Here is a 22,925-nt window from a genome sequence, read left to right on the forward strand (position 1 = left end):
AATACTCCGGGGTGAGCCGAAGGCGAGGGGCAGCGCCCCTTAGCGCCGCGCCACCCGCAGGATCAGCACCAAAGACACGCTGGAAAACCCCAGCACGCCGATCTGCAGGGGCAGGGGCGTGCCGTCAAAGGCCTGGCCCACCGGCACCGCCAGCAGAACCGAACCCACGGTCGAGATCGCGGTGATCAGCGAGGAGGCGAAGCCTGCGATATGGCCCAGATCCTCCATCGCCAGCGCGTTGAGGTTGCCCATCGTCAGCCCCATCATCGCGAAAATCCCGATGCCCCAGATCATGAAGACCGGGAAGGCAACGGGGGCCACGATCCCGCTGGCAAAGCCCGCCAGCACCAACGCCGTCATGGACACCTGCGCCACATAGGTCGCAACCAGCACCCGCCGCATCCCGATCCGCACCACGACGCGGGAGTTGAGGTAAGACCCGCTCATCGCGCAGATCGCGATCACGGTGAACCAGAGGGGGAACCCGTCGCCCCGACCGAAATACTGCTCGAAAATGCCCTGGATCGAGGAGAGCATCGAGAACAGGCAGGCCAGCGTCAGGGTCTGGCAGGCGGTGGCGATCAGGGCGATCCGGGTGCGGGCCAGCTCTTTGGCCGAGGCCCAGAGGAGGCCAAGCTGCAGGGGCCTGCGCGCGGTCTTCGGCAGGGTCTCGGCCTGGCGGAGCACCATCCAGGCGTTGACGGCCAGCGAAAACACCATGCAGACCAGGAAGATATCGCGCCAGCCGGCCACCAGCATGACCCCGCGCCCCATCAGCGGGGCCACGGCGGGGACCAGGGTGAAGACCATCATCACGAAGGACACGATCCGCGCCATTTCGCGCCCGCGGAACAGGTCGCGCACCAGCGCCATGCCGACGGCGCGCGGTCCTGCGGCGCCAAGGCCCATCAGGACCCGGGCAAACAGCAGCGTTTCCAGCGTGGGCGCGGCAAAGCACAGAAGGGCGGCGCCGATGTAGATGGCGCCACAGGCGACCAGCACCGGCTTGCGGCCAAAGGCATCCGAGACCGGGCCCGAGATCAGCGTGCCGAGCCCCATGCCCAGAACGAAACTCGTCACCACCAATTGGGCGAGGTTGGGGTTGGCGGGCGACAGGGTCGCGGCGATCTGCGGCAGGGCCGGCAGCATCGAATCGATGGCCAGCGACACCGAGGCGAACAGCATCGCCATCATGGCGACGAATTCGCGTTGCGACAGAAGTTTGGGCATTACAGGCTCAGCTGCTTTCTTTGGCCATCCGGGCCAGTTCGTCGATCACCTGACCCCACATTTCGGGCGGTTGCGCACCCGACAGGACATATTGGTTGGCGATCAGGAAGGTCGGCACGGCATTGACACCCCGTTCGCGCGAATGGGCCTCGCGCGCCTTGATGAGGTCGATGTCGGCGTCTGAGGCGAGGAGGCGGGCCACCACGGCGTGGTCCATCCCGGCCTCGGCGCCCAGATCGGCCAGCACCTCAAGGTCGCCGATGTCGCGCCCCTCGACCCAATAGGCCCGCATCAGGGCCGCGACCATCAGGCTTTGCCGCCCCTCCAATCCCGCCCAATGGATCATGCGGTGCGCGTTCAGCGTGTTGGGGATGCGCGGCGGCTTGTCGGGGTCCATCGCAACCCCGGCCTTGGCGGCCATGTCCTTGAAATGCTGGTGGATCTGGTTCAGCTTCTCGGCCCCGCCGAAGCGGGAGGTCAGGAACTCGCGTTTCGGCACGCCTTCGACAGGCATCTCGGGGTTCAGCTGGAACGGGTGCCATTCGACCTCGAACCCATGCTCGGGATGGGCCTCCAGCGCGCGTTCGAGGTTGGCCTTGCCGAGGTAGCACCACGGGCAGACCGGGTCGGAAAAGATATCAAGCTTGATCATGCTGTCTCCTTCGGCCGGAGCACCAGCCAGATCAGGGCACCGCCCGCGAGGGCCAGGAAGGGCAGCATGGCCATGTTGACCGCCTGCCAGCCGGCCTGCGCCGTGCCGCCCGAACAATTCATCAACCCGCCCGAGGACAGGCTGGCGAGGGTCACCCCGCCAAAGACCAGAAAGTCATTGAGCCCCTGCATCCGCCCGCGTTCTTCCGCTGTATGGGCCGAGGTCAGCATGGTCGTCGCGCCAATGAAGCCGAAGTTCCAGCCGATCCCCAGCAGCATCAGCGCGCCGAAGAAATGCTCCAGCTCAAAGCCCGACATCGCCACCACGCCGGCCCCGGCGAGGATCACCAGCCCCAGCGCCATGATCTTCTCGACCCCGTACCGGGCGATCAGGCTGCCGGTGAAAAAGCTTGGCACGAACATCGCCAGCACATGGGCGGTCACCACATTGGCCGCATCCGAGGTGTGAAAGCCGCAACCGACCACCGCGAGGGGGGAAGAGGTCATCACCAGATTCATCAGCGCGTAAGACACCGCGGCGACGATGACCGCGACGAGGATGCGCGGGCTGCGCAACAGCTCCATCCGACTGCGCCCGCCCGCGGAGCCCTTGCGCGTCGGTGGGGTCGGGATGCGCAGGAAGGCGAACAGGAACACGCCCAGGGCGTTAAGGCCGATCACCGCAAGGTAGGTGCCGAGGAAGGGCACCGCGAAACCTTGCGCTGTAAGTTTGACCAGCTCCGGCCCCAGCACGGCCGACAGAAGCCCGCCCGCCATGACCCAGGAAATCGCCTTGGGCCGGAACGCCTCGGACGCCGTGTCAGCGGCGGCAAAGCGGAAGAAGCCCTGGCTCGACTGGTAGATCCCGGTCAGGAACGCCCCGAACAGAAACAGAACAAAGGAGGAAATCGACAAGGCATAGGCCGCCACCGCCCCGCCCAGCGCGCCGCCGAGGGTGCCCAGCACGAAACCGGCCCGCCGCCCGAAGCGCGCCATCAGGGCCGACATCGGGTTGGCCGACAGCATCGAGCCCACCACCATGAAGGTGATCGGCAGCGTGGCCAGGCACACATTCGGCGCCAGCTGCTTGCCCGCCAGCCCCGCCACGGTGAAGATCATCGGCAGTTGCGCGCCCAGGATCGCCTGCGCCGCCACCAGAACCAGCACATTGCGCTTGGCGGCCCGATCGCGATCAGGCCCGCCAAGAACTGGACGCACAGGCTCGGCCATGTCAGAGGTGTTTTCCATGGGGCCTATGCCTAGGCATCAAGCCCCGCCGGGGCAAGGGCGAAACCTCGGCATGAATGCACAACGCCGCTCTAAAAAAGGGCACATATGACGGAAACCTCATCTCTCGGACGCATCATCCTCGGGCCGGACTGCCTGGCCGAGGGAGCGGAATGGCTCAGCCAGCGCGATCCCGTCATGGCGCGGCTTCTGGCCAATGCCGGGCCTCTGCCGCTGCGGCTGCGGCCCGATGGTTTTGGCACGCTTCTGGATGCGATCCTGGGCCAGCAGGTCTCCACCGCTTCGGCCCGGGCGCTTTGGGCGCGGATGGAAGCGGCGGGCATGACCGAAGCCGCCACCGTGGCCATGGCATCGGAGGAGGAGTTGCGCGCCCTCGGCCTCAGCCGGCAGAAGGCGCGCTATGCCTTGTGTCTGGCAAAGGCTGGCATCGACTATGACGCCCTGCGCGCGGCCCCCGATGCCGAGGTCATGGCGACCCTGACCGCGATCCCCGGCATCGGCCGCTGGACGGCGGAGGTCTACACCATGTTCGCCCTTGGCCGCGCCGATGTCTTCGCGCCGGGCGATCTTGCCCTGCAGGAGGCGGCCCGCCTCGCCTATGGGTTGGAGGCGCGACCGGCGGCAAAGGCCCTGTCCGCCCTCGCCGAAAGCTGGAGTCCGTGGCGTGCGGTTGCAGCGCGCGCGCTCTGGGCCTACTACGCGCAGGCAAAATCGCGTGAGGGTATCCGGTGACACGACTTCTTCGATTCGGCCGTAAAGCCGCCCGTTCTGGTCAGGCCAAAAGCCTGGTGATCTTTGTGCATGGCTATGGCGCAAATGGCGCGGACCTTCTGGGTCTGGCCGATGTGCTTGGCCCGCATCTGCCCGACACCGCCTTTGTCGCCCCCGACGCGCCCGAGCGCATTCCCGGCGCGCCCTTCGGCTTCCAGTGGTTCGGCATCCCGCGCTTTGACGGCTCCTCGCCCGAGGAGGCCGAGGCCGGCCTGAACCGCTCCGCCGACGACCTGAACGCCTTCATCGACCAGCGGCTGGCCTATGAAAAGCTGACCCCGCAGGCGCTGGCCCTGATCGGCTTCTCCCAGGGCGCCATGATGAGCCTGCATGTCGCGCCGCGCCGCGCCCAGGCGATGGCGGCGGTGATCTCGATCTCGGGCAAGCTCATGTTCCCCGAACGGCTGAAGACCGAGACTTTGGTGCGCCCGCCGGTGCTGGTCATGCATGGCGACGAGGATCAGGTGGTGGATTTCAGCGAAATGACCGTGGCCTGCAATGCGCTGGTGGGCGCGGGGTTTGAAACCTTCGGCCATGTCATGGAAGGCACGGGGCATGGGATTGCGGAGGATGGGCTTGTCAACGCGCTGGCGTTCCTGAACAAGACGCTGCCCAAGTAAAGGAAGGCCGGGGGTTTTCCACCCCCGGGCCCCCGAATGCTCAGCCTTGGCCGCCGTTGGCGAGGTAAGCGGCGCAGCCGGTCAGGGCGGCGTAGTCGTCCTCCACCACCCAGACCGGGAAAGTCGTCAGGAAATCGTGGAAGCGGCCCTTGTCGGTGAGGGACGCGGCAAGGCCCATCGGGCCCATGAAGGGCGTCAGCGCCCGCGACATGCCGCCGATCAGGAAGATACCGCCATAGGGCAGGTGGGTCAGGGCGAGGTTGCCCAAGGTCGAACCCAGGATATGGATGTAAAGCTCCGCCGCCTTGCGGGCTATCGCATCCCCGGCGTTGAGGTCTGCCATGATCTCGGCGGAGGATTTGACCACCGGCACGCCGGCCTCGTCAGCCACAAAGGCGTAGACATGTTCCAGGCCGCGCCCGGCAAGCGCATCTTCCACCCCGGCAAAGCCATGCGCATGGTCGCCATGCGTCTCGATGAACCGCGCCAGGGCCAGATCGCGCGCATCGCGGATCGGCATCGAGACATGGCCGCATTCCGAGGGCGGGACGACCCGTCCCCACGGCGTGTTATGCACCGGCGCCGCATTGACCCCGGTCCCCAGCCCCACCACCAGCATCGAGGCGTTGGGGACGGCATTGCCCTCGACGATCGGGCGCAGAAACTCGGGTGCTATATGCCCCAAAGCCTGACCCTGCGCCTGCAGATCGTTCAGGATTGCCACCTTGGTCGCCCCGGTGGCGCGGGTGAGCAGCGCATGGTCGATCACCCAGCTAAGGTTCGTCATCTCGGCCACGCCATGCCGCACCGGGCCTGCGGCGGCCACGCAGGCGCCCTCGACCCCGGCGATGCCCGCCTCGGCCAGATAGCGTTTCAGGATCGGCTCCAGGCTTGGAAACTCCGCATTGGCGAATTTCGCGATCGAGTTCGGCCGGACCACCTTGCCGTCGGCCAGGGCCACGCGGGTGTTGGTGCCGCCGATATCGGCGAGGATGGCTGTCATGGGGTTACCTCAATCCTTGGGGCCGCTTTGGAGCGTCAGGGCCGCGCTTCTGCGGGAGGCGGGCGGCCAAGACAAGGGCGAAATGCGGGAAAACCGGATGCGCATCATGCAGCCGGGGAAGGGCCGGTCGATTGGCCGAGGATCAGCTCCGCCTCCAGCAGGCGGTGCTGAGGCGGGCTTTCGGGCTGGTTGATCACCGCCAGCAGCATCTCGGCGGCAAGCTTGCCCGCCTCCTTGACCGAGGAGCGGGTGGCGGTGAAGATCGGCACATCCTCGCCATTGCGCAGATAGCTCAGATCGTCGTCAAAGATGATGACCGAGGCATCGCGCCCCATCTTCAGCCCGCGCCCCTCGATCGCCCTCCGTACCCCCATGCCCTGCAGCATCGAGGCGCAGAGGAAGGCCGTGGCGGGCGCCTCCTGGCCCAGCGCGGCCTCGGCAGCGCGCCAGCCGTTGATCTCGGTCATCTCGGAGGAGGAAATCAGCCGCGTCTCCGGCTCCAGCCCGCGCGCCTGCAGGGCGTCGGTGAAGCCAAGGCGGCGGCGCACTGCGAAATCCATTGATTCCAGCCCGTTAACCAGAGCAATCCGCCGATGCCCCAGATCCAGCAGGAACTCCGTCGCGCGCAAAAAGGCGCGGCGGTTGTTCACATCGACCCAGTTGTAATCGACATCCGACCCGGTGGAGCGGCCATGCACGACGAAGGGCAGGCCCAGCTCCTGGAGGGTGCGGATGCGGGCGTCGTTGGTCTTGGGCGCATGGACGATGACCCCATCCACCGTCCCGCGTGATGCGAGGTCGCGGTAGGTCTGCTCCTCCAGATCGTCGGGCACGACCGAGAGGATCATCTCGTAGCCGTTGCGCGAATAAACCTCGCCCGAGCCCGAGATGAAATCGCCGAAGATCGGGTTCATGATCTCGTTATGGGTATAGACCGGGATGACATGGCCGACCGCCAGCGCGCGGCCGGTGGCGAGGCGGATGGCGCGGGCATTGGGGCGGTAGTTGTGGCGGCGGGCGGCGGCGATGACCCGCTCGCGGGTGGCCTCGTTCACCTCGGGATAGCCGTTCAGGGCCCGGCTGACCGTGGTGGGCGACAGGCCCAGTTTGGTGGCGAGTTCCTTGAGGTTCATCCGGGGATTTGTCCTGCACGGCTTTGGGGCCAAAACGGCTTTTGATGGGGTTCTGGCGCGGATTCTGCCGCGACTTGGCGAAGGTTAGCCGGGAAACCGCCGGGGTCAAAGCGTGAACTGCGGATTTGGAACGATTTAACACCCGAAAACCTGCCGATTTTGCAATGGCGGGGTCGCACAAAGCGTTTTGAAGGGCAGGGCACGGGGGTTCAAACCGCTTTGACCCTCACCCCGCCTGCGCCAGCAACAGTCGGGTCAGAAGTGCTGCGATCTCCTCCATCCCGGCCTCCTCCAATCCTGCGGGGGCCCGCACCTCTTTCGGGCGGGCCAGCACCACGGGCTCGGTTCCGGCATCATGGATCGGGCGCAGGATCAGGGGCTTGCCGTCATGCGACAGGCGCGGCGCGGGTTGCGTGTAGGACAGGCCGACGCCGAGGCCATTGGCCGCAAAGCTGCGCATCAGGTCCAGCGTGGCGCAGCGGTGCGCGATCTGGCACGGCACCCCGGCCTGATGGAACAGCACCTGCACATGGGCGATCGACAGGTCCTGATCGGTCAGGACCAGCGGCTGATCGGCCAGATCCTGCAGGGACAGGCTCGCATATCCCGCCAGCGGATGATCCGCCGCAAGCACCGCCTGCGGGCCGATCCGGGCCAGTGTGCGCAGCTGCAGGCCCGGGGGCAGGCCCAGCGCCCAGGACACCGCCGCATCGACCTGACCGGCCTTCAAGGCCTCGGCAATCGCGGCAAAGCCCATCGGGCGCGCGTGGAGGGCGATCCCGCGCAGCTGCGCCTCGGCCAGAAGCGGGGCGAGGAGGGTCGGCGCCAGATCCTCATAGACCGCGAGCCGCAGGGGCGCCCGGGTCTGGCCCGCCATCAGGGCGCCCAGGCCCGCGAGGTGAACTTCGGCGGCAGCCAGCAATTCGGTGCCAAAACCGGTGGGCAGCATCGGCCCGCCCGGACGGCGCAGGAACAGGCTCTGGCCCAAAAGCTGCTCCAGCTGCGCCAAGGCCACCGACAGCGCGGGCTGGCTGACATGCAGCGCCTCGGCCGCCTGGGTCAGCCCGCCGTGGCGCTGGATCGCCACCGCATATTCCAGCTGGCGCAGGGTCAGGGATAGCATGGGGTTATGACCTTCATTGAAAGGTATTATTTGAATGCATGTCTGGCACATGGCAAACCTTGGGTCCAGCGCAACAGGAGAGATGCCATGACCGAAGCCGCGATAAAGACCTTAGTGACCGACCAGATGGTCGCCGATTTCCAGCGCGACGGCGTGGTGCTGATCAAGGGCCTCTGGGCCGATTGGGTCGAGGATCTGCGCGCCGGCATCGCCCGCAACATGGCCGAACCCGGCCCCTATGCCGCCGAGAACCTCAAACCCGGCGAGGCGGGGCGCTTCTTCGACGATTACTGCAACTGGCAGCGCATTCCGGAGTTCGAGCGGGTGATCCGTGGCTCCGACGTGGCCGAGGTCGCAGCCCGCCTGATGAAATCCGAACGGGTGCAGATGTTCCATGACCATGTGCTGGTCAAGGAACCCGGCACCGCCAAGCCCACGCCCTGGCACCAGGACGGGCCCTATTACTTCGTCGGCGGCCAGCAGACCATCAGCTTCTGGTCCCCCCTCGACCCGGTGCGCGAGGCAAGCTTGCGCTGCGTGGCAGGCTCGCACCACTGGCCGAAAGAGGTGCTGCCGAAGCGTTGGCTGTCGGACACCTCCTTCTACCCCGACCCCGAAAAATACATGCCCGTCCCCGACCCCGATGCCGAAGGGATGGAGATCCGCGAATGGCAGATGGAGCCGGGCGATGCCGTGGCCTTCGACTACCGCACCCTGCACGGCGCCCGGGGCAACGAGGCCACGACGCGCCGCCGTGCCTTCTCCCTGCGCCTCGTCGGGGATGACGCGCGTTACGTCGAGCGCCCCGGCCGCACCTCGCCGCCCTATCCCGGCCATGACATGCAGCCCGGCCAGCGCCTGCGCGAGGATTGGTTTCCGGTGCTGCGGGGGTAACGGCAGACAAGAAAGAGCGGGGGGTTTCACACCCCCCGCACCCCCGTGGGATATTTGTGTCTGAATGAAGCGGGAACGGGTGCGACTTGGCGTCCCGTGGACCTTTTGAGGCAAAGCGGGCATGAAGGGGGTAAGGAGATCCCGATGCCCTCAAAGCCCGACATGCCCCGTCTGACCCCTCCGGGCGCAGCGCCACGCTGGTTTCCGCCGCCGAAGTTCCCGCCCCGCAAGGCGCGGGGTTTTGCCGCGACGCCACCGGCGGTGTTTCCGGTGATCCTTGGGATGCTGGGGCTTGGCCTCGCCCTGCGGCGGGCCTGTCAGGGGCTGGATCTGGGCGGAGGGCTCACGCCGGGGCTGGTCGAGGCGGCGCTCGGCGCGCTGTTCGGGTTGTGGCTCTTTGCGGTTCTGGCCTTGAAGATCAAGCTGTTGCGCCGCCCCGGGGTTCTTCTGGAGGATCTGCGCCCCTTGCCGGGCCGCGCCGGCATGGCAGCCGCCACGATGAGCGGGATGGCCGCGGCGGGTGTCATGATCCCTTACGCGCCGCAGCTGGCGGCCGTTCTGGCCTTCGCCGCCCTGCTGGCGCATGGGATTCTGGCCGTGGTGCTGGTGATGGTGATGCTCCGCCAGGGGCCGGAGGGGCTGGTGCCCAACCCGGCCTGGCATCTGAGCTTCGTCGGCTTCATCGTGGCGGCTCCGGTTCTGACGCAACTGGGCTGGACGGCGAGTGCCACGGTGATCCTCTGGCTGACCCTGCCCTTGGCCCTCGTCATCTGGGCGCTGTCGCTCGTGCAGCTGATCCGCCGCATCCCGCCTGCGCCCTTGCGGCCGTTGCTGGCCATTCACCCCTCGGCCGCAGCGCTCTTGTCCACCACCGCGGCCCTTCTGGGCCATGACCTTCTGGCGCAGGCGCTGCTGGCCTTGGCCTCTGCGCTGGTCCTCGCCATGATCGCCGGCGCCCGCTGGATGCTGCAATCGGGTTTCACGCCGCTCTGGGGCGCGCTGACCTTCCCGCTTGCCACCTTCTGCACCGCCCTTCTGCTGCAGGGCGGCGCGGTGGAGACCCTCGGCGCCGGTCTGACCGTGCTGGCCATCCCCCTCGTCGGCCTGATCGGCTGGAAGGTCCTGAAGCTCTGGCCCCAGGGCCGCCTCGCAGCCCTCACCAATGCTGCCGAGGCCTGAGGCGCCAGTGGAGACAAGCGGGCCCCGCCCGCGCCGGCGACCTTAAAGGCTTGCGGCGCAGCCGCTCCGCTGGATCTGGGAGACGAAGGCCCGGGCCATCGCCAGACCATGGGCGTCCGACGCCACGCCATGCGCCGCCTCCGCCACCGCCTGCGCGCCCGAGAGCCAGCCCGGCGACATCGCCTCGCAGGCCTCCGGGAAGATCTCGGCCCAGCTGCGCGTCACCGCGCGCGAGGCCTCGAAATGGAACTGCATGCCATAGCCCGCCCGGCCATAGCGGTAGCATTGCACCGCAGCGACAGGAGAGCCTGCCAGATGCACAGCGCCCGGCGGCAGGGTGAAGGTGTCGGAATGCCATTCAAAGCTGCGAAAGCGGTCGGGCAGGGCGGCCAGCACCGGGTCAGAGGCCGCCTCCTCCCGCTTGGTCACCTCGCACCAGCCGAATTCGCGCGCCTCACCCAGCAGGTTCTCCGCCCCAAGCCCGCGGGCCAGAACCTGGCTGCCCAGGCAGATGCCCAGCACCGCCACATCCTCCGCCGCCGACTGCGCCATCAGCGCGGCCAGCGACCCGAGATAGGGGTGTGTCTCATCATCCCGCGCCGATTGCTCGCCGCCAAAGACCACCAGGGCGTCGAACCGGCCACGTTCCGGCAAGATCCCGTCCTGCCATGGGCGGTAGATCTCGACCAGCGCCCCCACCTCATGCAGTGCCACGCCCACCTGACCGTGATGGGTCACCCTGGTATTCTCGACAATCGCCACAAGCATCTGCGCACCCCTGCCAACCTTGGATGCAAGATGCCGATGCATGCGCCCGGCGCAAGGCCGAAAACCACCTGACGCCCCGCGATCCCCCCTTGCCAATCCCGCCGCGAAGTGAAAAGGGGAGCCGTCAAACGAACACTCCCGCCCAACCCGAATGGAGGCTCTCATGGAGATTCGCGAGGCATTGACCTTCGATGACGTCCTGCTTGTACCGGCGGCCAGCTCTGTGCTGCCCTCCGATGCGGATACGTCGACTTTCGTCACAAAATCCATCCGGATGAACATCCCGCTGCTCTCGTCAGCGATGGATACGGTGACCGAGGCCCGCATGGCCATCGCCATGGCTCAGGCCGGCGGCATCGGCGTAATCCACCGCAATCTGGACCTTGAGGCGCAGGCCCGCGAGGTCCGCCGCGTCAAGCGTTTCGAATCCGGCGTCGTCTATGCGCCGATCACGCTGCGCCCCGACCAGACCCTTGCGGATGCCAAGGAGCTGATGGACCGCTACAACATCACCGGCTTCCCGGTGGTCGATGCGCAAAATCGGGTGGTCGGCATCGTCACCAACCGCGACATGCGCTTTGCCTCCGATGACCGCACCCCGGTTTCGGCCATGATGTCTTCAGACAATCTCGCGCTGCTGCGCGAGCCGATCGACCGCGCGGCGGCCATCGGGCTGATGAAACAGCGCCGGATCGAAAAGCTGCTGGTGACCGACGGGCAGGGCCATCTGACCGGCCTGTTGACGCTGAAAGACACCGAGAAAGCCGTTCTCAACCCGCATGCCTGCAAGGACGACATGGGCCGCCTGCGCGTTGCCGCCGCCTCCACCGTGGGCGATGCCGGTTTTGAACGCAGCCAGGCCCTGATCGAGGCCGGCGTCGACATGGTGGTGATCGACACCGCGCACGGCCATTCCGAAGGCGTCGCCCGCGCGGTCGAGCGTATCAAGCGCCTGTCGAACACCGTGCAGGTCATCGCCGGGAACGTCGCGACCGCCGAGGCGACCCGCGCCCTGATCGGTGCTGGTGCCGATGCAGTCAAGGTCGGCATCGGCCCGGGCTCGATCTGCACCACCCGCATCGTGGCCGGTGTCGGTGTGCCGCAACTGACCGCGATCATGGATTCCGCCGGCGCCGCCGGGGATATTCCGGTGATCGCCGATGGCGGCATCAAGTATTCCGGCGACTTCGCCAAGGCCATCGCGGCAGGCGCCTCCTGCGCCATGGTCGGCTCGGCGATTGCCGGGACCGATGAAAGCCCCGGCGAAGTGATCCTCTGGCAGGGCCGCAGCTTCAAGGCTTACCGTGGCATGGGCTCGCTTGGGGCGATGGCGCGCGGCTCGGCTGACCGCTATTTCCAGAAGGATGCGGCTTCCGACAAGCTGGTGCCGGAAGGGATCGAGGGGCAGGTGCCCTACAAGGGCTCGGCTGCCGCCGTCATCCACCAGATGGTGGGGGGCCTGCGCGCTGCCATGGGCTATACCGGCAACGGCACCGTCGCCGCGATGCGGTCGAACTGCCAGTTCGTCAAGATCACCGGGGCGGGCTTGAAGGAAAGCCATGTCCATGACGTGCAGATCACCCGCGAAAGCCCGAACTACCGGGTCGGCTGATGCTGGCTGTGATCAGCGGCGCCGGCGCCCCGGCGGGCATCGGCATGGCCTGCGCCCGCGCCCTGGGGCGGGCCGGCTGCCGGCTGGTGATCTCTGGCACCTCGGGGCGGATCGTCCTGCGCCAGGCCGAACTTGCCGCTGAGGGCTTTGACGTCAAGGCCCATCAGGGCGACCTCTCCGACCCGGTCGAGGTCGCCCGTCTGGCGGCGCTGGCGGGTGAGGTGGATGTGCTGGTCAACTTGGCCGCGGCGCCCTCCACCGCCGCGCAGGAAATGACCGAGATGGGCCCCGAGGCCTTCAGCCGTGCGATGGACAGCGCGCTCAGCGCCGCGGTTCTGGTGACCCGCGCCCTGATGCCGGGCATGAAGCGGCGCGGTTTTGGCCGGGTGATCATGGTGGCCTCGGTCGCCGGGCCCGCGCTGTCGGGCCCGATCCTGTCGCCCAGGGGCGAAAGCGCCTATTCCGTCACCCGCGCCGCCCTGTTCGGCCTGACCCGCGCCCTGGCGCTGGAGGCAGCGCCCTCCGGCGTCACTGTCAACGCGGTGGCCCCCGGCTGGATCGCCCCTGACGCACCGGCCGAGGCCGAAACCGCCACCCCGATGCGCCGCGCCGGAACTCCCGCCGAAGTGGCCCATGCCGTCCGCTTCCTGGCCGCGCGCGACGCCTCCTTCATCACCGGAGCGACGCTGATCGTCGATGGTGGCACCCATTTGAAAGAACGCACAGCATGACCCCCGCCGCCCGCGTCGCCGCCGCCATCGAGGTTCTGGACCTGATCCTTGCAGGCAGTGTGCCCGATGTCGCCCTGACCAATTGGGGCCGCGCCAACCGCTTTGCCGGCTCCGGCGACCGCGGGGCGATCCGTGACCACGTCTTTGCGGCGCTGCGCTGCCGCGCCTCCTTTGCCGCTCTGGGCGGCGGCATGACCGGACGCGGACTGATGCTCGGCGCCGTGCGCGCCTCCGGCCAGCCGGTCGAGGCGGTGTTTTCCGGCGAGGGTCATGCCCCGAAGCCGGTTCAGGACGAACCCGGCGCGGCGCCGCAGGGCTATGCCGCGCTCGATTGCCCCGACTGGCTCGGCCCCCGGCTGGAACAGGCGCTCGGGGCGGATTTTGCCCCGGTGATGCGCGTCCTGCAAAGCCGTGCCCCGGTGTTCCTGCGCGTCAACACCGCCCGCACCACGCGGGAAGCCGCGGTCGAGGCCCTGGCCGCCGAAGGGATCGGGGCGGCCCCGGTCGACTGGGTGAAGACCGCGCTGGAAGTCACGGGGAACGCCAAGAAAATCCAGACCTCGCAAGCCTATCTGACCGGGCTGGTCGAGCTGCAGGACGCCTCTTCGCAAGCGGTGGTGGAAAGCCTGTACCTGACGCCGGGCGCCAAGGTGCTGGACTATTGCGCCGGCGGCGGCGGCAAGACCCTGGCCCTGGCCGCACGCGGCGCCAAGGTCTGGGCGCATGACGCCTTTCCCGGCCGCATGGTCGATCTGCCGCCGCGTGCCACAAGGGCCGGCCTGCGGGTGATGATCACCCAGACGCCCGAGGAAACAAAGCCTTACGACGTGATCCTCACCGATGTGCCCTGTTCGGGCTCTGGGTCGTGGCGGCGCGATCCGGCGGGGAAATGGGCGCTGACCGCAGCCAGGCTGGAGGAGCTTTGCGCCCTGCAGGCCCGCATCCTCGACCAGGTGATCCCGCTGGTGCGCCATGGCGGTACGCTGGCCTATGCGACCTGCTCGCTGCTGGCCGAAGAGAACGAGACCCAGATCGCCGCCTTTCAGGCCCGCCACAGCGGCTGGGCCCTCAAGACCCAGCGCCGTTTTTCGCCTCTGAACGGCGGCGACGGCTTTTTTCTGGCCACCCTGACGCGGACCTGAGCGCCGGCGCGAAACCCCTGCAACTGTTAGTTGTTTTTTCGGAAAAACTCCGCCAGTCTTTGCCGGGGTTAATCACGGATTAAGATTTGTCAGGCGCTATGGGCTGGTGACGATTCCCGGGGGATGGTGTGAACGGTCCAGAGGCTGATGTGGGCACGGCGTTTGAACGGCGGCAAAGGGTATCGCCGGCGCTGCTGTTGTTGGCGGCGGCGGGCGCTTCCCTGGTGACGGTGGTTCTGGCGCAGACGGTGGTGCTGCGCGCCGGTGCTTTCGTGGTGGCGCTGACCTTCCTGTTTCTGGTGATCGGCCTGCGCCTGCGCACGCATCTGTCGCGGCGCCATGTGAAGCGGCGCATGGATCAGCTGTCGCTTCTGGTCGGCCAGGATGCCACGCCCTGTTTCATGACCGACCGGATGGGGCAGATCCGCTACCAGAACGCCAGCGCCGCCGCCCGGTTTCAAGCCGCGACGGGGGCCACGCTGGTCTCGGCGCTGAACGACCATTTCGCCTCGCCCTCCTCGGTGCTGTACCGCTTGCAGAACCGCGCTGGCCATGCCGGGGCCGGGCGCGAGGATGTGGTGACCCGGCGCGGCCACACCCGGCTTTCGGTCCACCGCAGCGACCCCGATGGTTTCATCTGGCGGCTGGAGGAGTTTGTCGACCGGGGCGGGGCGACGCGCGGGGCTGACAGCCTCAGCCTGCCGATGCTGACCGCCAACAAGTCCGGTGTGGTGCTTTTCACCAACGAGGCGATGCGCCGCCTGCTGGGCGGCCGGCCGAAACGTCTGGACCGCATCTTCACCAGCCCGGTGCTCCATTCGGGGGAAGAGGTTGAAATCGCAGGGATTGACGGCCCGGTCCGCGCCATCCTGGCCGAGGTGGAGGGCCCGGGGGAGCGGCGCGAGATCTACCTTTTGCCGGTGCCCACCGGCGCGCCCGCGTTTGCGGCCCTCGCCGATTTCGAGAATGTCCCCGTGCCTCTGGCCAAGTTCCGCCCCGACGGGCGGCTCTTGATGGCCAACGGAGCCGCCCGCGCGATCCTGCATCTGGGTGAGGCGTCTTCGGCGATGTTTCATGATATCTTTGAAGGGCTTGGCCGCCCGGTTGCGGACTGGCTGGATGACATCGTCAGCGAACGCAGCCCCTCGCGCTCCGAAATGCTGCGCGCGCGCCAGGTCGAGGGTGAGGTCTTCCTGCAGGTGACGCTGCGCCGCATCGTCGAACAGGGCCGCCCCGGGGTGCTGGCCGTGCTGCAGGACGCAACCGCCCTCAAGACGCTGGAGGCGCAGTTCGTCCAGAGCCAGAAGATGCAGGCGATCGGCCAGCTGGCCGGTGGTGTCGCGCATGATTTCAACAACCTGTTGACCGCGATCTCGGGCCATTGCGACCTTCTGCTGATGCGGCACGACCGCGAGGATCCCGAATATGCCGATCTGGTGCAAATCCATCAGAACGCCAACCGCGCCGCCTCGCTGGTCAGCCAGCTTCTGGCCTTCTCGCGCAAGCAGACCTTGAAGCCGGAGCGGCTGGATCTGGAGGATGTGCTTTCCGACCTTGCCCATCTGCTGAACCGCCTGGTGGGCGAGAAGATCCGCCTCCAGCTGACCCATGCCCAGGGCCTGGGCGCGATCCGCGCCGACAAGCGCCAGCTGGAACAGGTGCTGATGAACCTGGTGGTTAACGCTCGCGACGCCATGCCGCGCGGTGGCATCATCCGGATCGAGACCGAGGCGGTCACCCTGCTGGACCCGATGGCCCGCGACCGCGCGACGGTGCCCGCCGGGGATTACGCGGTGATTCGCGTCTCGGACACCGGGGTCGGCATTCCGGAGGACCGGCTGCACAAGATCTTTGAGCCCTTCTTCACCACCAAGAAGGTCGGCGAGGGCACCGGCCTCGGCCTATCAACGGCTTACGGCATCGTCAAGCAATCCGGCGGCTTCATCTTCGTGGATTCGACTCCGGGCGAGGGCACGGTGTTCCAGCTGTACTTCCCGATCCACGCCGGCCCCTCTGAGGCGACGGCGGAGACCGGCAAGAAGGTGATTCTGAAACAGGGCGAGGGCGTGGTTCTGTTGGTCGAGGACGAAGCTCCGGTCCGCGCCTTTGCCAGCCGCGCGCTCAGGATGCGCGGTTATACCGTGCTGGAGGCGGAAAACGCCGAAGAGGCGCTGAAGGCGCTGGAGGATCCCTCGCTGTCGGTCGACGTCTTTGTGACCGATGTGGTGATGCCGGGGATGGACGGCCCGTCCTGGGTGCGCCGCGCGCTGGAGGACCGGCCGCATGTCAAGGTGATCTTCGTCTCGGGCTATGCCGAGGAATCGCTCTCGGAAAACCAGGCGCGGATCCCGAACTCGGTCTTTCTGCCCAAGCCGTTCTCGCTGGGCGATCTGACGGCCATGGTGCAAGGGCAGATGCAATAGGGAGAGGGGCGTTGGACCTGTCCCCGCCCGGCCTTTGGCTTTGCCCGGCCCGCGTGCCACAAAATTTCTGCGAAATTTTTGAGGGCCGGCACGACTTCAACCAATCATTAATCTTTCTCGGAAAAGGTGGATCACGACGAATTTGATTGAAATGTTCCCGTTTTGATCGCATCAAGGTGAAACAAAGCGGGAACATATCCGGCGATTGCCGCAGGGTCGCGGCTGTGGAATAAGGGGAAGACGAATGACTGTGGCAAACCTCTTCGAACTGGACGGAAAGCGCGGGATGGACAAAAAAGACGCCGAAAAGGCCAAGGCGCTCGAATCGGCCCTCGCGCAGATCGAGCGGCAGTTCGGCAAGGGCTCGATCATGAAGCTCGGCCAGAACAACGCGGTGATGGATGTCGAGGCAATCTCGACCGGGTCGCTGGGGCTGGATATCGCGCTCGGGATCGGCGGCCTGCCCAAGGGCCGCATCATTGAAATTTACGGGCCGGAAAGCTCGGGGAAGACCACGCTGACCCTGCATGTGGTGGCCGAAGCGCAAAAGGGCGGCGGCGTCTGCGCCTTTGTCGATGCCGAACACGCACTGGACCCGTCCTATGCCAAGAAGCTCGGCGTCAACCTGGATGAACTTCTGATCAGCCAGCCCGACACCGGCGAACAGGCGTTGGAGATTGTCGATACCCTGGTCCGCTCCGGCGCCGTCACCACGATCGTCGTCGACTCGGTCGCGGCCCTGGTGCCCAAATCGGAGATCGAGGGCGACATGGGCGACATGCAGATGGGCAGCCAGGCCCGCCTGATGAGCCAGGCCATGCGCAAGCTGACCGCCTCGATCGGGCGCAGCAACTGCATGGTGATCTTCATCAACCAGATCCGGATGAAGATCGGCGTCATGTTCGGCTCGCCCGAAACCACCACGGGCGGCAATGCGCTGAAGTTCTACGCCTCGGTGCGCCTCGACATCCGCCGCACCGGCTCGATCAAGGACCGCGACACGGTGATCGGCAACTCGACCCGGGTGAAGGTCGTCAAGAACAAGGTCTCGCCGCCCTTCAAGGAGGTCGAGTTCGACATCATGTTCGGCGAGGGCATCTCGAAGGTCGGCGAAATCGTCGATCTCGGCGTCAAATGCGGCGTGGTCGAAAAATCCGGCTCCTGGTACAGCTACAAGGACGAGCGGATCGGGCAGGGGCGTGAGAATGCCAAGGCCTTCCTGAAAGCCAATCCCGCCACCGCCAAGGATATCGAGGACAAGATCCGCGCCGCCTCCGGCCTCGATTTCTCGATGTCGGCGGAAGCGCGCGAAGACGTTCTCGACGAATAAGCCGGTTTGGCGAAAGCAAAATCACGAAAACCCGATCGGGCCGCCCTGCAAAGGCGGCCCTTTTTGCATTCATAATGGACAGCCCCCGCCGGGGGGGCTAAACGGAGGGCCGACAATTGGCACCTTTGCGCAAGGACCGTAGCCTCCCATGCAATCGTTGAATGACATCCGCTCGACCTTTCTCGACTTTTTCGCCCGCAATGACCATAAAGTCGTGGAAAGTTCGCCGCTTGTGCCGCGCAATGACCCCACGCTGATGTTCACCAACTCTGGCATGGTGCAGTTCAAGAACTGCTTCACCGGGGTGGAGACGCGCGATTACAAGCGGGCCACCACGGCGCAGAAATGCGTCCGCGCCGGCGGCAAGCACAATGACCTCGACAATGTGGGCTATACCGCGCGCCACCATACCTTCTTTGAAATGCTGGGGAATTTCTCCTTTGGCGACTATTTCAAGGAACAGGCGATCACCTTCGCCTGGGAATTGCTGACCAAAGATTTCGGTCTGGACCGCAACAAGCTCTGCGTGACGGTCTATCACACCGATGACGAGGCAGCGACGATCTGGAAGAAGGTCGCGGGCCTGTCGGACGAAAAGATCATCCGCATCGCCACTGACGACAACTTCTGGCGGATGGGCCCGACCGGTCCCTGCGGCCCTTGCACCGAGATCTTCTATGACCACGGCGACCATATCTGGGGCGGCCCGCCCGGCTCCGCCGATGAGGATGGCGACCGCTTCATCGAGATCTGGAACAACGTCTTCATGCAGAACGAACAGTTTGCCGATGGCCGGCTGGTCCCGCTGGAGATGCAGAGCATCGACACCGGCATGGGGCTGGAACGGATCGGCGCGCTACTGCAGGGCAAGCATGACAATTACGACACCGACCTGATGCGCTCCCTGATCGAGGCCTCGGCCCATGCGACCTCGACCGACCCCGATGGCACCGGCAAGGTGCATCATCGGGTGATCGCGGACCACTTGCGCTCGACCTCGTTCCTGATCGCCGATGGCGTGATGCCGTCGAACGAGGGGCGCGGCTATGTCCTGCGCCGGATCATGCGCCGCGCGATGCGCCATGCGCATATGCTGGGCGCGCAGGACCCGGTGATGTTCCGCCTGGTGCCCGCTTTGGTCCGCCAGATGGGCGGCGCTTACCCCGAACTGACCCGCGCTCAAAGCCTGATCGAAGAGACGCTGCAGCTGGAGGAAACCCGCTTCCGCACCACGCTCGACCGCGGGCTGCGCCTGCTGGACGACGAACTGGCCCGCATTCCCGAAGGGTCCGACCTGCCGGGTGCCGCCGCCTTCAAGCTTTACGACACCTACGGCTTCCCGCTCGACCTCACGCAGGATGCGCTGCGCGAGAAGGGCCGCGCCGTCGATGTCCAGGGGTTTGAGGCCGCGATGGACGAACAGCGCAAGAAGGCCCGCGCCTCTTGGAGCGGTACGGGCGAGGCCAAGGACGCAAATATCTGGTTTGAGCTGGCCGAAGCCCATGGCGTGACCGAATTCCTCGGCTATGACACCGAAACAGCGGAGGGGCAGATCAATGCCCTGGTGCGTGACGGCGTTCAGATTGGCTCGGCGGAGGAAGGTTCGACCGTGCAGATCGTGGTCAATCAGACCCCGTTCTATGCCGAAAGCGGCGGTCAGGTCGGCGATGCGGGCTTCATCCGCACCCAGACCGGTCTGGCCGAGGTGACCGATACCAAGAAGGCCGCCGGCGTCTTCATCCATATCGCCAAGGTGGTTGAGGGCACGATCCTGAAGGGCCAGCCGGCCAAGCTCGACGTCGCCAAGGCCCGGCGTGGCCAGATCCAGGCCAACCACTCGGCCACCCACCTGTTGAACGAGGCGCTGCGCCGCACCTTGGGCGATCACGTCGCCCAGCGCGGCAGCCTCAACGCGCCCGACCGGCTGCGCTTCGACTTCGCCCATGCCCATGCGATGACGCCCGAGGAGCTGTCGAAGGTCGAGGCCGAGGTCAACGAGCTGATCCGCCAGAACACGCCCGTGGAAACAAGGATCATGACGCCCGACGATGCCCGCGCGCTTGGCGCGCAGGCCTTGTTTGGCGAGAAATACGGCGATGAGGTCCGCGTCGTCTCGATGGGCGCCTTGGACGGTTCGGGCAAGGGCAGCGATGGCCGCACCTATAGCCTTGAACTTTGCGGCGGCACCCATGTCGGCCAGCTGGGCGAGATCGGGTCTTTTCTGATCCTCTCCGAAAGCGCCTCCGCCTCCGGCATCCGCCGGATCGAGGCGCTGACGGGCGAGGGTGTCCTGGCCTATGTCCGTGAGAACATGGCCTATCTGGATGCGGCAGCGCAACAGATGGGTGCGGTTCCGGCGGAACTGACGCCGCGGATCAAGGCGTTGATGGCCGAACGCCGCGCCCTGCAGAACGAGGTCGCGACGCTCCGCCGCGAACTGGCGATGGGCGGCAAGTCGGGCGGGCCGGAGATCAAGGAAATCAACGGCGTCAAGCTGATCGCCCAGGTGCTGCAAGGCGTCTCGGGCAAGGATCTGCCGGCGCTGATCGACGAGATGAAGCTGAAGCTCGGCTCCGGCGCCGTGGTGCTGATCGCCGATACCGGCGCCAAGCCTGCGGTGGCGGCGGGGGTGACCTCTGACCTCACCGGTCGCATCTCTGCCGTGACGCTGGCCAAGGCCGCGGTCGAGGCTTTGGGCGGCAAGGGTGGCGGTGGCCGCCCGGATATGGCGCAAGGCGGCGGGGCGGATATCGCGCTGGCCGATGCTGCAATCAAAGCGGTCGAAGCCGCGCTGGAGGGTTAAGATGCCGCAAGCCTATTGGATCGCCCATGTCGAAGTGACCGAACCCGAGGCCTATGGCCGCTATGCCAAGGGGGCCACGGTCGCCATCGCGGCGCATGGCGGCAAGTTCCTCGCCCGTGCCGGCCGCTATGTCCAACTGGAGGGCCGCGACCGCGCCCGCAATGTGCTGGCGGTTTTCCCGAGCCTCGAGGCGGCGGTGGAGTGCTACAATTCGCCGGAATACCAGGCAGCACTCGTCCATGCCCAGGGTGCTGCGACCCGGGATCTTGTGGTCGTTGAAGCTGCGGAGTGATTGGCCGGTAGGATGGGCAATGTGCCCATCTTCCAAGGCCCCCATCTTCCAGGATCCTGAAACGAAAAGGCCGCCCAATCGGGCGGCCTTTCTCTTAGTTCCCGCTGCGCGAGTGGCGCTTGCGTTCGTTCGGGTCCAGGTAGCGCTTGCGCATCCGGATGTTTTTCGGCGTGACTTCCACCAGTTCATCATCGTCGATATAGGCGATCGACTGTTCCAGCGACAGCTTGACCGGGGTCGTCAGGCGCACGGCTTCGTCGGTGCCCGAGGCGCGGACGTTGGTCAGCTGCTTGCCCTTCAGCGCGTTGACTTCCAGATCGTTGTCGCGGTTATGCTCGCCGATGATCATGCCGCCGTAGATCTGTTCCTGCACGCCGATGAAGAAGTGGCCGCGGTCTTCCAGCTTCCACATCGCGTAAGCCACCGAAACCCCGGTTTCCATCGAGATCAGCACACCCTGGCGCCGGCCTTCGATCGCACCCTTGTGCGGGGTCCAGCCGTGGAAGACGCGGTTCAGCACGCCGGTGCCGCGCGTGTCGGTCATGAACTGGCCATGGTAGCCGATCAGCCCGCGCGAGGGGACATGGGCGATGATCCGGGTCTTGCCCGCACCCGCCGGCTTCATCTCGACCAGATCGCCCTTGCGCGGTCCGGTCAGCTTTTCGATCACCGGGCCGGTGTATTCGTCATCGACGTCGATGGTGACTTCCTCGACCGGTTCCTGCCGGACGCCATCGACTTCGCGGAAGATCACGCGCGGACGCGAGATCGACAGTTCGAAGCCTTCACGGCGCATGTTCTCGATCAGAACGCCCATCTGCAATTCGCCACGGCCCGAGACCTCGAAAGCGTCGCCGCCGGGGGTGTCGGCGACCTTGATCGCGACGTTCACTTCGGCTTCGCGCATCAGACGCTCGCGGATGACGCGGGACTGCACCTTGTTGCCGTCCTTGCCGGCCAGCGGCGAGTCGTTGATGCCGAAGGTCACGGTGATGGTCGGCGGGTCGATCGGCTGGGCCGGCAGCGGCACGTCGATCGACGGATCGCAGAGCGTGTCGGCCACGGTGGCCTTGGTCATGCCGGCCACGGTGACGATGTCACCGGCCAGCGCCTCGTCCACCGCCGTCATGTTCAGACCGCGGAAGGCCAGAACCTTGGTGACGCGGAAAGCTTCGATGCGCTCGCCGGTGCGGGTCAGCGCCTTCAGCTGGGTGCCGACGGCCAGACGGCCGGCTTCGATGCGGCCGGTCAGGATGCGGCCGATGAAGGGGTCGGCCGAAAGCGTGGTCGCCAGCATCTGAAAGGGTTCGTCCACGCGGGCGATCTGCTTCGGCTGCGGGACGTGGGCCACGATCATGTTGAACAAAGCATCGAGGTTCTTGCGCGGGCCATCCAGCGAATCGTCGGCCCAGCCATTGCGGCCCGAGGCGTAAAGATGCGGGAAATCAAGCTGTTCGTCGGAAGCGCCAAGGTTGGCGAACAGGTCGAACACCTCGTTCAGCGCGCGTTCCGGCTCGGCATCGGGCTTGTCGACCTTGTTCAGCACGACAATCGGGCGCAGGCCCAGAGCCAGCGCCTTGGCCAGCACGAATTTGGTCTGCGGCATCGGGCCTTCGGCGGCGTCAACCAGCAGGCAAACCCCGTCCACCATCGACAGGATCCGCTCCACCTCGCCGCCGAAGTCGGCGTGGCCGGGGGTGTCGACGATGTTGATGCGGATGCCGTCATGTTCGACCGAGGTGCACTTGGCCAGAATGGTGATGCCGCGCTCGCGCTCGATATCATTGCTGTCCATCGCGCGTTCGGAGACTTGCTGTCCCTCGCGGAAAGAGCCAGACTGTTTCAGAAGCTCGTCAACGAGCGTGGTTTTGCCATGGTCGACGTGCGCGATAATGGCGATGTTGCGAAGCTCCATCGGGAGGGTCTCTTTCGGTTTTCTGCGGTTGCGAGCGCCTTACAGGGTTTTGCGTCC

19 protein-coding genes are annotated in these 22,925 nt (G+C 66.3%); 11 read left to right on the forward strand and 8 right to left on the reverse strand.

Annotation, left to right across the window (positions count from 1 at the left end):
* Positions 1-39: 39 nt before the first annotated feature.
* Genes AC1DVR_RS20160 through AC1DVR_RS20170 form a run of 3 tightly spaced genes read right to left on the reverse strand, consistent with a single transcriptional unit; the run spans position 40 to position 3,111 of the window.
* The gene (locus AC1DVR_RS20160; RefSeq protein WP_478002397.1) at positions 40-1,230 is read right to left on the reverse strand and encodes a multidrug effflux MFS transporter; all 1,191 of its coding nucleotides are present in this window, start codon (positions 1,228-1,230) and stop codon (positions 40-42) included.
* Between the two features lie 7 nt (positions 1,231-1,237).
* Positions 1,238-1,882 carry a DsbA family oxidoreductase gene (locus AC1DVR_RS20165; protein WP_478002398.1) on the reverse strand — a complete coding sequence of 215 codons (645 nt, stop codon included), beginning with the start codon at positions 1,880-1,882 and terminating at the stop codon, positions 1,238-1,240.
* Positions 1,879-3,111, reverse strand: coding sequence for an MFS transporter (locus AC1DVR_RS20170; RefSeq protein ID WP_478002441.1), 1,233 nt, complete (start codon positions 3,109-3,111; stop codon positions 1,879-1,881). The genes AC1DVR_RS20165 and AC1DVR_RS20170 overlap by 4 nt, the downstream gene beginning before the upstream one ends.
* Positions 3,112-3,216: 105 nt before the next feature.
* On the opposite strand from AC1DVR_RS20170, the gene AC1DVR_RS20175 reads away from it, so the two are divergent.
* Both AC1DVR_RS20175 and AC1DVR_RS20180 read left to right on the forward strand, forming a co-directional pair.
* Positions 3,217-3,861, forward strand: a complete 645-nt coding sequence (locus AC1DVR_RS20175; protein WP_478002399.1) for a DNA-3-methyladenine glycosylase family protein — start codon at positions 3,217-3,219, stop codon at positions 3,859-3,861.
* Positions 3,858-4,520 carry an alpha/beta hydrolase gene (locus AC1DVR_RS20180; protein ID WP_478002400.1) on the forward strand — a complete coding sequence of 221 codons (663 nt, stop codon included), beginning with the start codon at positions 3,858-3,860 and terminating at the stop codon, positions 4,518-4,520. Before AC1DVR_RS20175 ends, AC1DVR_RS20180 begins: the two co-directional genes overlap by 4 nt.
* Positions 4,521-4,560: 40 nt before the next feature.
* Here AC1DVR_RS20180 and AC1DVR_RS20185 read toward each other — a convergent pair whose 3' ends face one another.
* The 3 genes from AC1DVR_RS20185 to AC1DVR_RS20195 form a co-directional block, all read right to left on the reverse strand.
* Positions 4,561-5,523, reverse strand: coding sequence for a glucokinase (locus AC1DVR_RS20185; RefSeq protein WP_478002401.1), 963 nt, complete (start codon positions 5,521-5,523; stop codon positions 4,561-4,563).
* 104 nt (positions 5,524-5,627) lie between these two features.
* Positions 5,628-6,656, reverse strand: coding sequence for a LacI family DNA-binding transcriptional regulator (locus tag AC1DVR_RS20190; protein WP_478002402.1), 1,029 nt, complete (start codon positions 6,654-6,656; stop codon positions 5,628-5,630).
* A 226-nt stretch (positions 6,657-6,882) separates the two neighbouring features.
* Positions 6,883-7,779, reverse strand: a complete 897-nt coding sequence (locus AC1DVR_RS20195) for a LysR family transcriptional regulator (RefSeq protein ID WP_478002403.1) — start codon at positions 7,777-7,779, stop codon at positions 6,883-6,885.
* 87 nt (positions 7,780-7,866) lie between these two features.
* Here AC1DVR_RS20195 and AC1DVR_RS20200 point away from each other — a divergent pair, with 87 nt between their 5' ends.
* Positions 7,867-8,673, forward strand: a complete 807-nt coding sequence (locus AC1DVR_RS20200) for a phytanoyl-CoA dioxygenase family protein (RefSeq protein WP_478002404.1) — start codon at positions 7,867-7,869, stop codon at positions 8,671-8,673.
* A 144-nt stretch (positions 8,674-8,817) separates the two neighbouring features.
* Positions 8,818-9,852, forward strand: a complete 1,035-nt coding sequence (locus tag AC1DVR_RS20205) for an SLAC1 family transporter (protein ID WP_478002405.1) — start codon at positions 8,818-8,820, stop codon at positions 9,850-9,852.
* Between the two features lie 42 nt (positions 9,853-9,894).
* Here AC1DVR_RS20205 and AC1DVR_RS20210 read toward each other — a convergent pair whose 3' ends face one another.
* Entirely contained in the window at positions 9,895-10,620 is a 726-nt protein-coding gene (locus AC1DVR_RS20210; RefSeq protein WP_478002406.1) for a type 1 glutamine amidotransferase, read from the reverse strand.
* Positions 10,621-10,783: 163 nt separating this feature from the next.
* Here AC1DVR_RS20210 and guaB point away from each other — a divergent pair, with 163 nt between their 5' ends.
* The 7 genes from guaB to AC1DVR_RS20245 all read left to right on the forward strand — a co-directional run bounded on the left by guaB (position 10,784) and on the right by AC1DVR_RS20245 (position 20,953).
* Complete coding sequence (gene guaB / locus AC1DVR_RS20215; RefSeq protein WP_478002407.1) at positions 10,784-12,232, forward strand: IMP dehydrogenase; 1,449 nt, start codon at positions 10,784-10,786, stop codon at positions 12,230-12,232.
* Positions 12,232-12,963, forward strand: coding sequence for an SDR family NAD(P)-dependent oxidoreductase (locus AC1DVR_RS20220; protein WP_478002408.1), 732 nt, complete (start codon positions 12,232-12,234; stop codon positions 12,961-12,963). The genes guaB and AC1DVR_RS20220 overlap by 1 nt, the downstream gene beginning before the upstream one ends.
* A complete protein-coding gene (locus tag AC1DVR_RS20225) occupies positions 12,960-14,105 on the forward strand; it encodes an RsmB/NOP family class I SAM-dependent RNA methyltransferase (protein WP_478002409.1) in 1,146 nt (381 codons plus the stop codon). The genes AC1DVR_RS20220 and AC1DVR_RS20225 overlap by 4 nt, the downstream gene beginning before the upstream one ends.
* A 128-nt stretch (positions 14,106-14,233) precedes the next feature.
* The gene (locus AC1DVR_RS20230) at positions 14,234-16,528 is read left to right on the forward strand and encodes a hybrid sensor histidine kinase/response regulator (RefSeq protein WP_478002410.1); all 2,295 of its coding nucleotides are present in this window, start codon (positions 14,234-14,236) and stop codon (positions 16,526-16,528) included.
* Positions 16,529-16,772: 244 nt separating this feature from the next.
* Entirely contained in the window at positions 16,773-17,858 is a 1,086-nt protein-coding gene (gene recA / locus AC1DVR_RS20235) for a recombinase RecA (protein ID WP_478002411.1), read from the forward strand.
* Positions 17,859-18,006: 148 nt separating this feature from the next.
* The gene (gene alaS / locus AC1DVR_RS20240) at positions 18,007-20,661 is read left to right on the forward strand and encodes an alanine--tRNA ligase (protein WP_478002412.1); all 2,655 of its coding nucleotides are present in this window, start codon (positions 18,007-18,009) and stop codon (positions 20,659-20,661) included.
* Between the two features lies 1 nt (position 20,662).
* Complete coding sequence (locus AC1DVR_RS20245) at positions 20,663-20,953, forward strand: DUF1330 domain-containing protein (protein WP_478002413.1); 291 nt, start codon at positions 20,663-20,665, stop codon at positions 20,951-20,953.
* A gap of 94 nt (positions 20,954-21,047) precedes the next feature.
* On the opposite strand, the gene typA is transcribed toward AC1DVR_RS20245, so the two are convergent.
* Positions 21,048-22,868 carry a translational GTPase TypA gene (typA, locus tag AC1DVR_RS20250; protein ID WP_478002414.1) on the reverse strand — a complete coding sequence of 607 codons (1,821 nt, stop codon included), beginning with the start codon at positions 22,866-22,868 and terminating at the stop codon, positions 21,048-21,050.
* Positions 22,869-22,925 lie beyond the last annotated feature (57 nt).

Source organism: Rhodobacter sp. P2_H5, assembly GCF_056403335.1.

Coding starts and splice junctions, on each gene's coding strand:
- AC1DVR_RS20160 (WP_478002397.1), bottom strand. CDS start 1,230: ATGCCCAAACTTCTGTCGCAACGCGAATTCGTCGCCATGATGGCGATG.
- AC1DVR_RS20165 (WP_478002398.1), bottom strand. CDS start 1,882: ATGATCAAGCTTGATATCTTTTCCGACCCGGTCTGCCCGTGGTGCTAC.
- AC1DVR_RS20170 (WP_478002441.1), bottom strand. CDS start 3,111: ATGGCCGAGCCTGTGCGTCCAGTTCTTGGCGGGCCTGATCGCGATCGG.
- AC1DVR_RS20175 (WP_478002399.1), top strand. CDS start 3,217: ATGACGGAAACCTCATCTCTCGGACGCATCATCCTCGGGCCGGACTGC.
- AC1DVR_RS20185 (WP_478002401.1), bottom strand. CDS start 5,523: ATGACAGCCATCCTCGCCGATATCGGCGGCACCAACACCCGCGTGGCC.
- AC1DVR_RS20190 (WP_478002402.1), bottom strand. CDS start 6,656: ATGAACCTCAAGGAACTCGCCACCAAACTGGGCCTGTCGCCCACCACG.
- AC1DVR_RS20195 (WP_478002403.1), bottom strand. CDS start 7,779: ATGCTATCCCTGACCCTGCGCCAGCTGGAATATGCGGTGGCGATCCAG.
- AC1DVR_RS20200 (WP_478002404.1), top strand. CDS start 7,867: ATGACCGAAGCCGCGATAAAGACCTTAGTGACCGACCAGATGGTCGCC.
- AC1DVR_RS20205 (WP_478002405.1), top strand. CDS start 8,818: ATGCCCTCAAAGCCCGACATGCCCCGTCTGACCCCTCCGGGCGCAGCG.
- AC1DVR_RS20210 (WP_478002406.1), bottom strand. CDS start 10,620: ATGCTTGTGGCGATTGTCGAGAATACCAGGGTGACCCATCACGGTCAG.
- guaB (WP_478002407.1), top strand. CDS start 10,784: ATGGAGATTCGCGAGGCATTGACCTTCGATGACGTCCTGCTTGTACCG.
- AC1DVR_RS20220 (WP_478002408.1), top strand. CDS start 12,232: ATGCTGGCTGTGATCAGCGGCGCCGGCGCCCCGGCGGGCATCGGCATG.
- AC1DVR_RS20225 (WP_478002409.1), top strand. CDS start 12,960: ATGACCCCCGCCGCCCGCGTCGCCGCCGCCATCGAGGTTCTGGACCTG.
- recA (WP_478002411.1), top strand. CDS start 16,773: ATGACTGTGGCAAACCTCTTCGAACTGGACGGAAAGCGCGGGATGGAC.
- alaS (WP_478002412.1), top strand. CDS start 18,007: ATGCAATCGTTGAATGACATCCGCTCGACCTTTCTCGACTTTTTCGCC.
- AC1DVR_RS20245 (WP_478002413.1), top strand. CDS start 20,663: ATGCCGCAAGCCTATTGGATCGCCCATGTCGAAGTGACCGAACCCGAG.
- typA (WP_478002414.1), bottom strand. CDS start 22,868: ATGGAGCTTCGCAACATCGCCATTATCGCGCACGTCGACCATGGCAAA.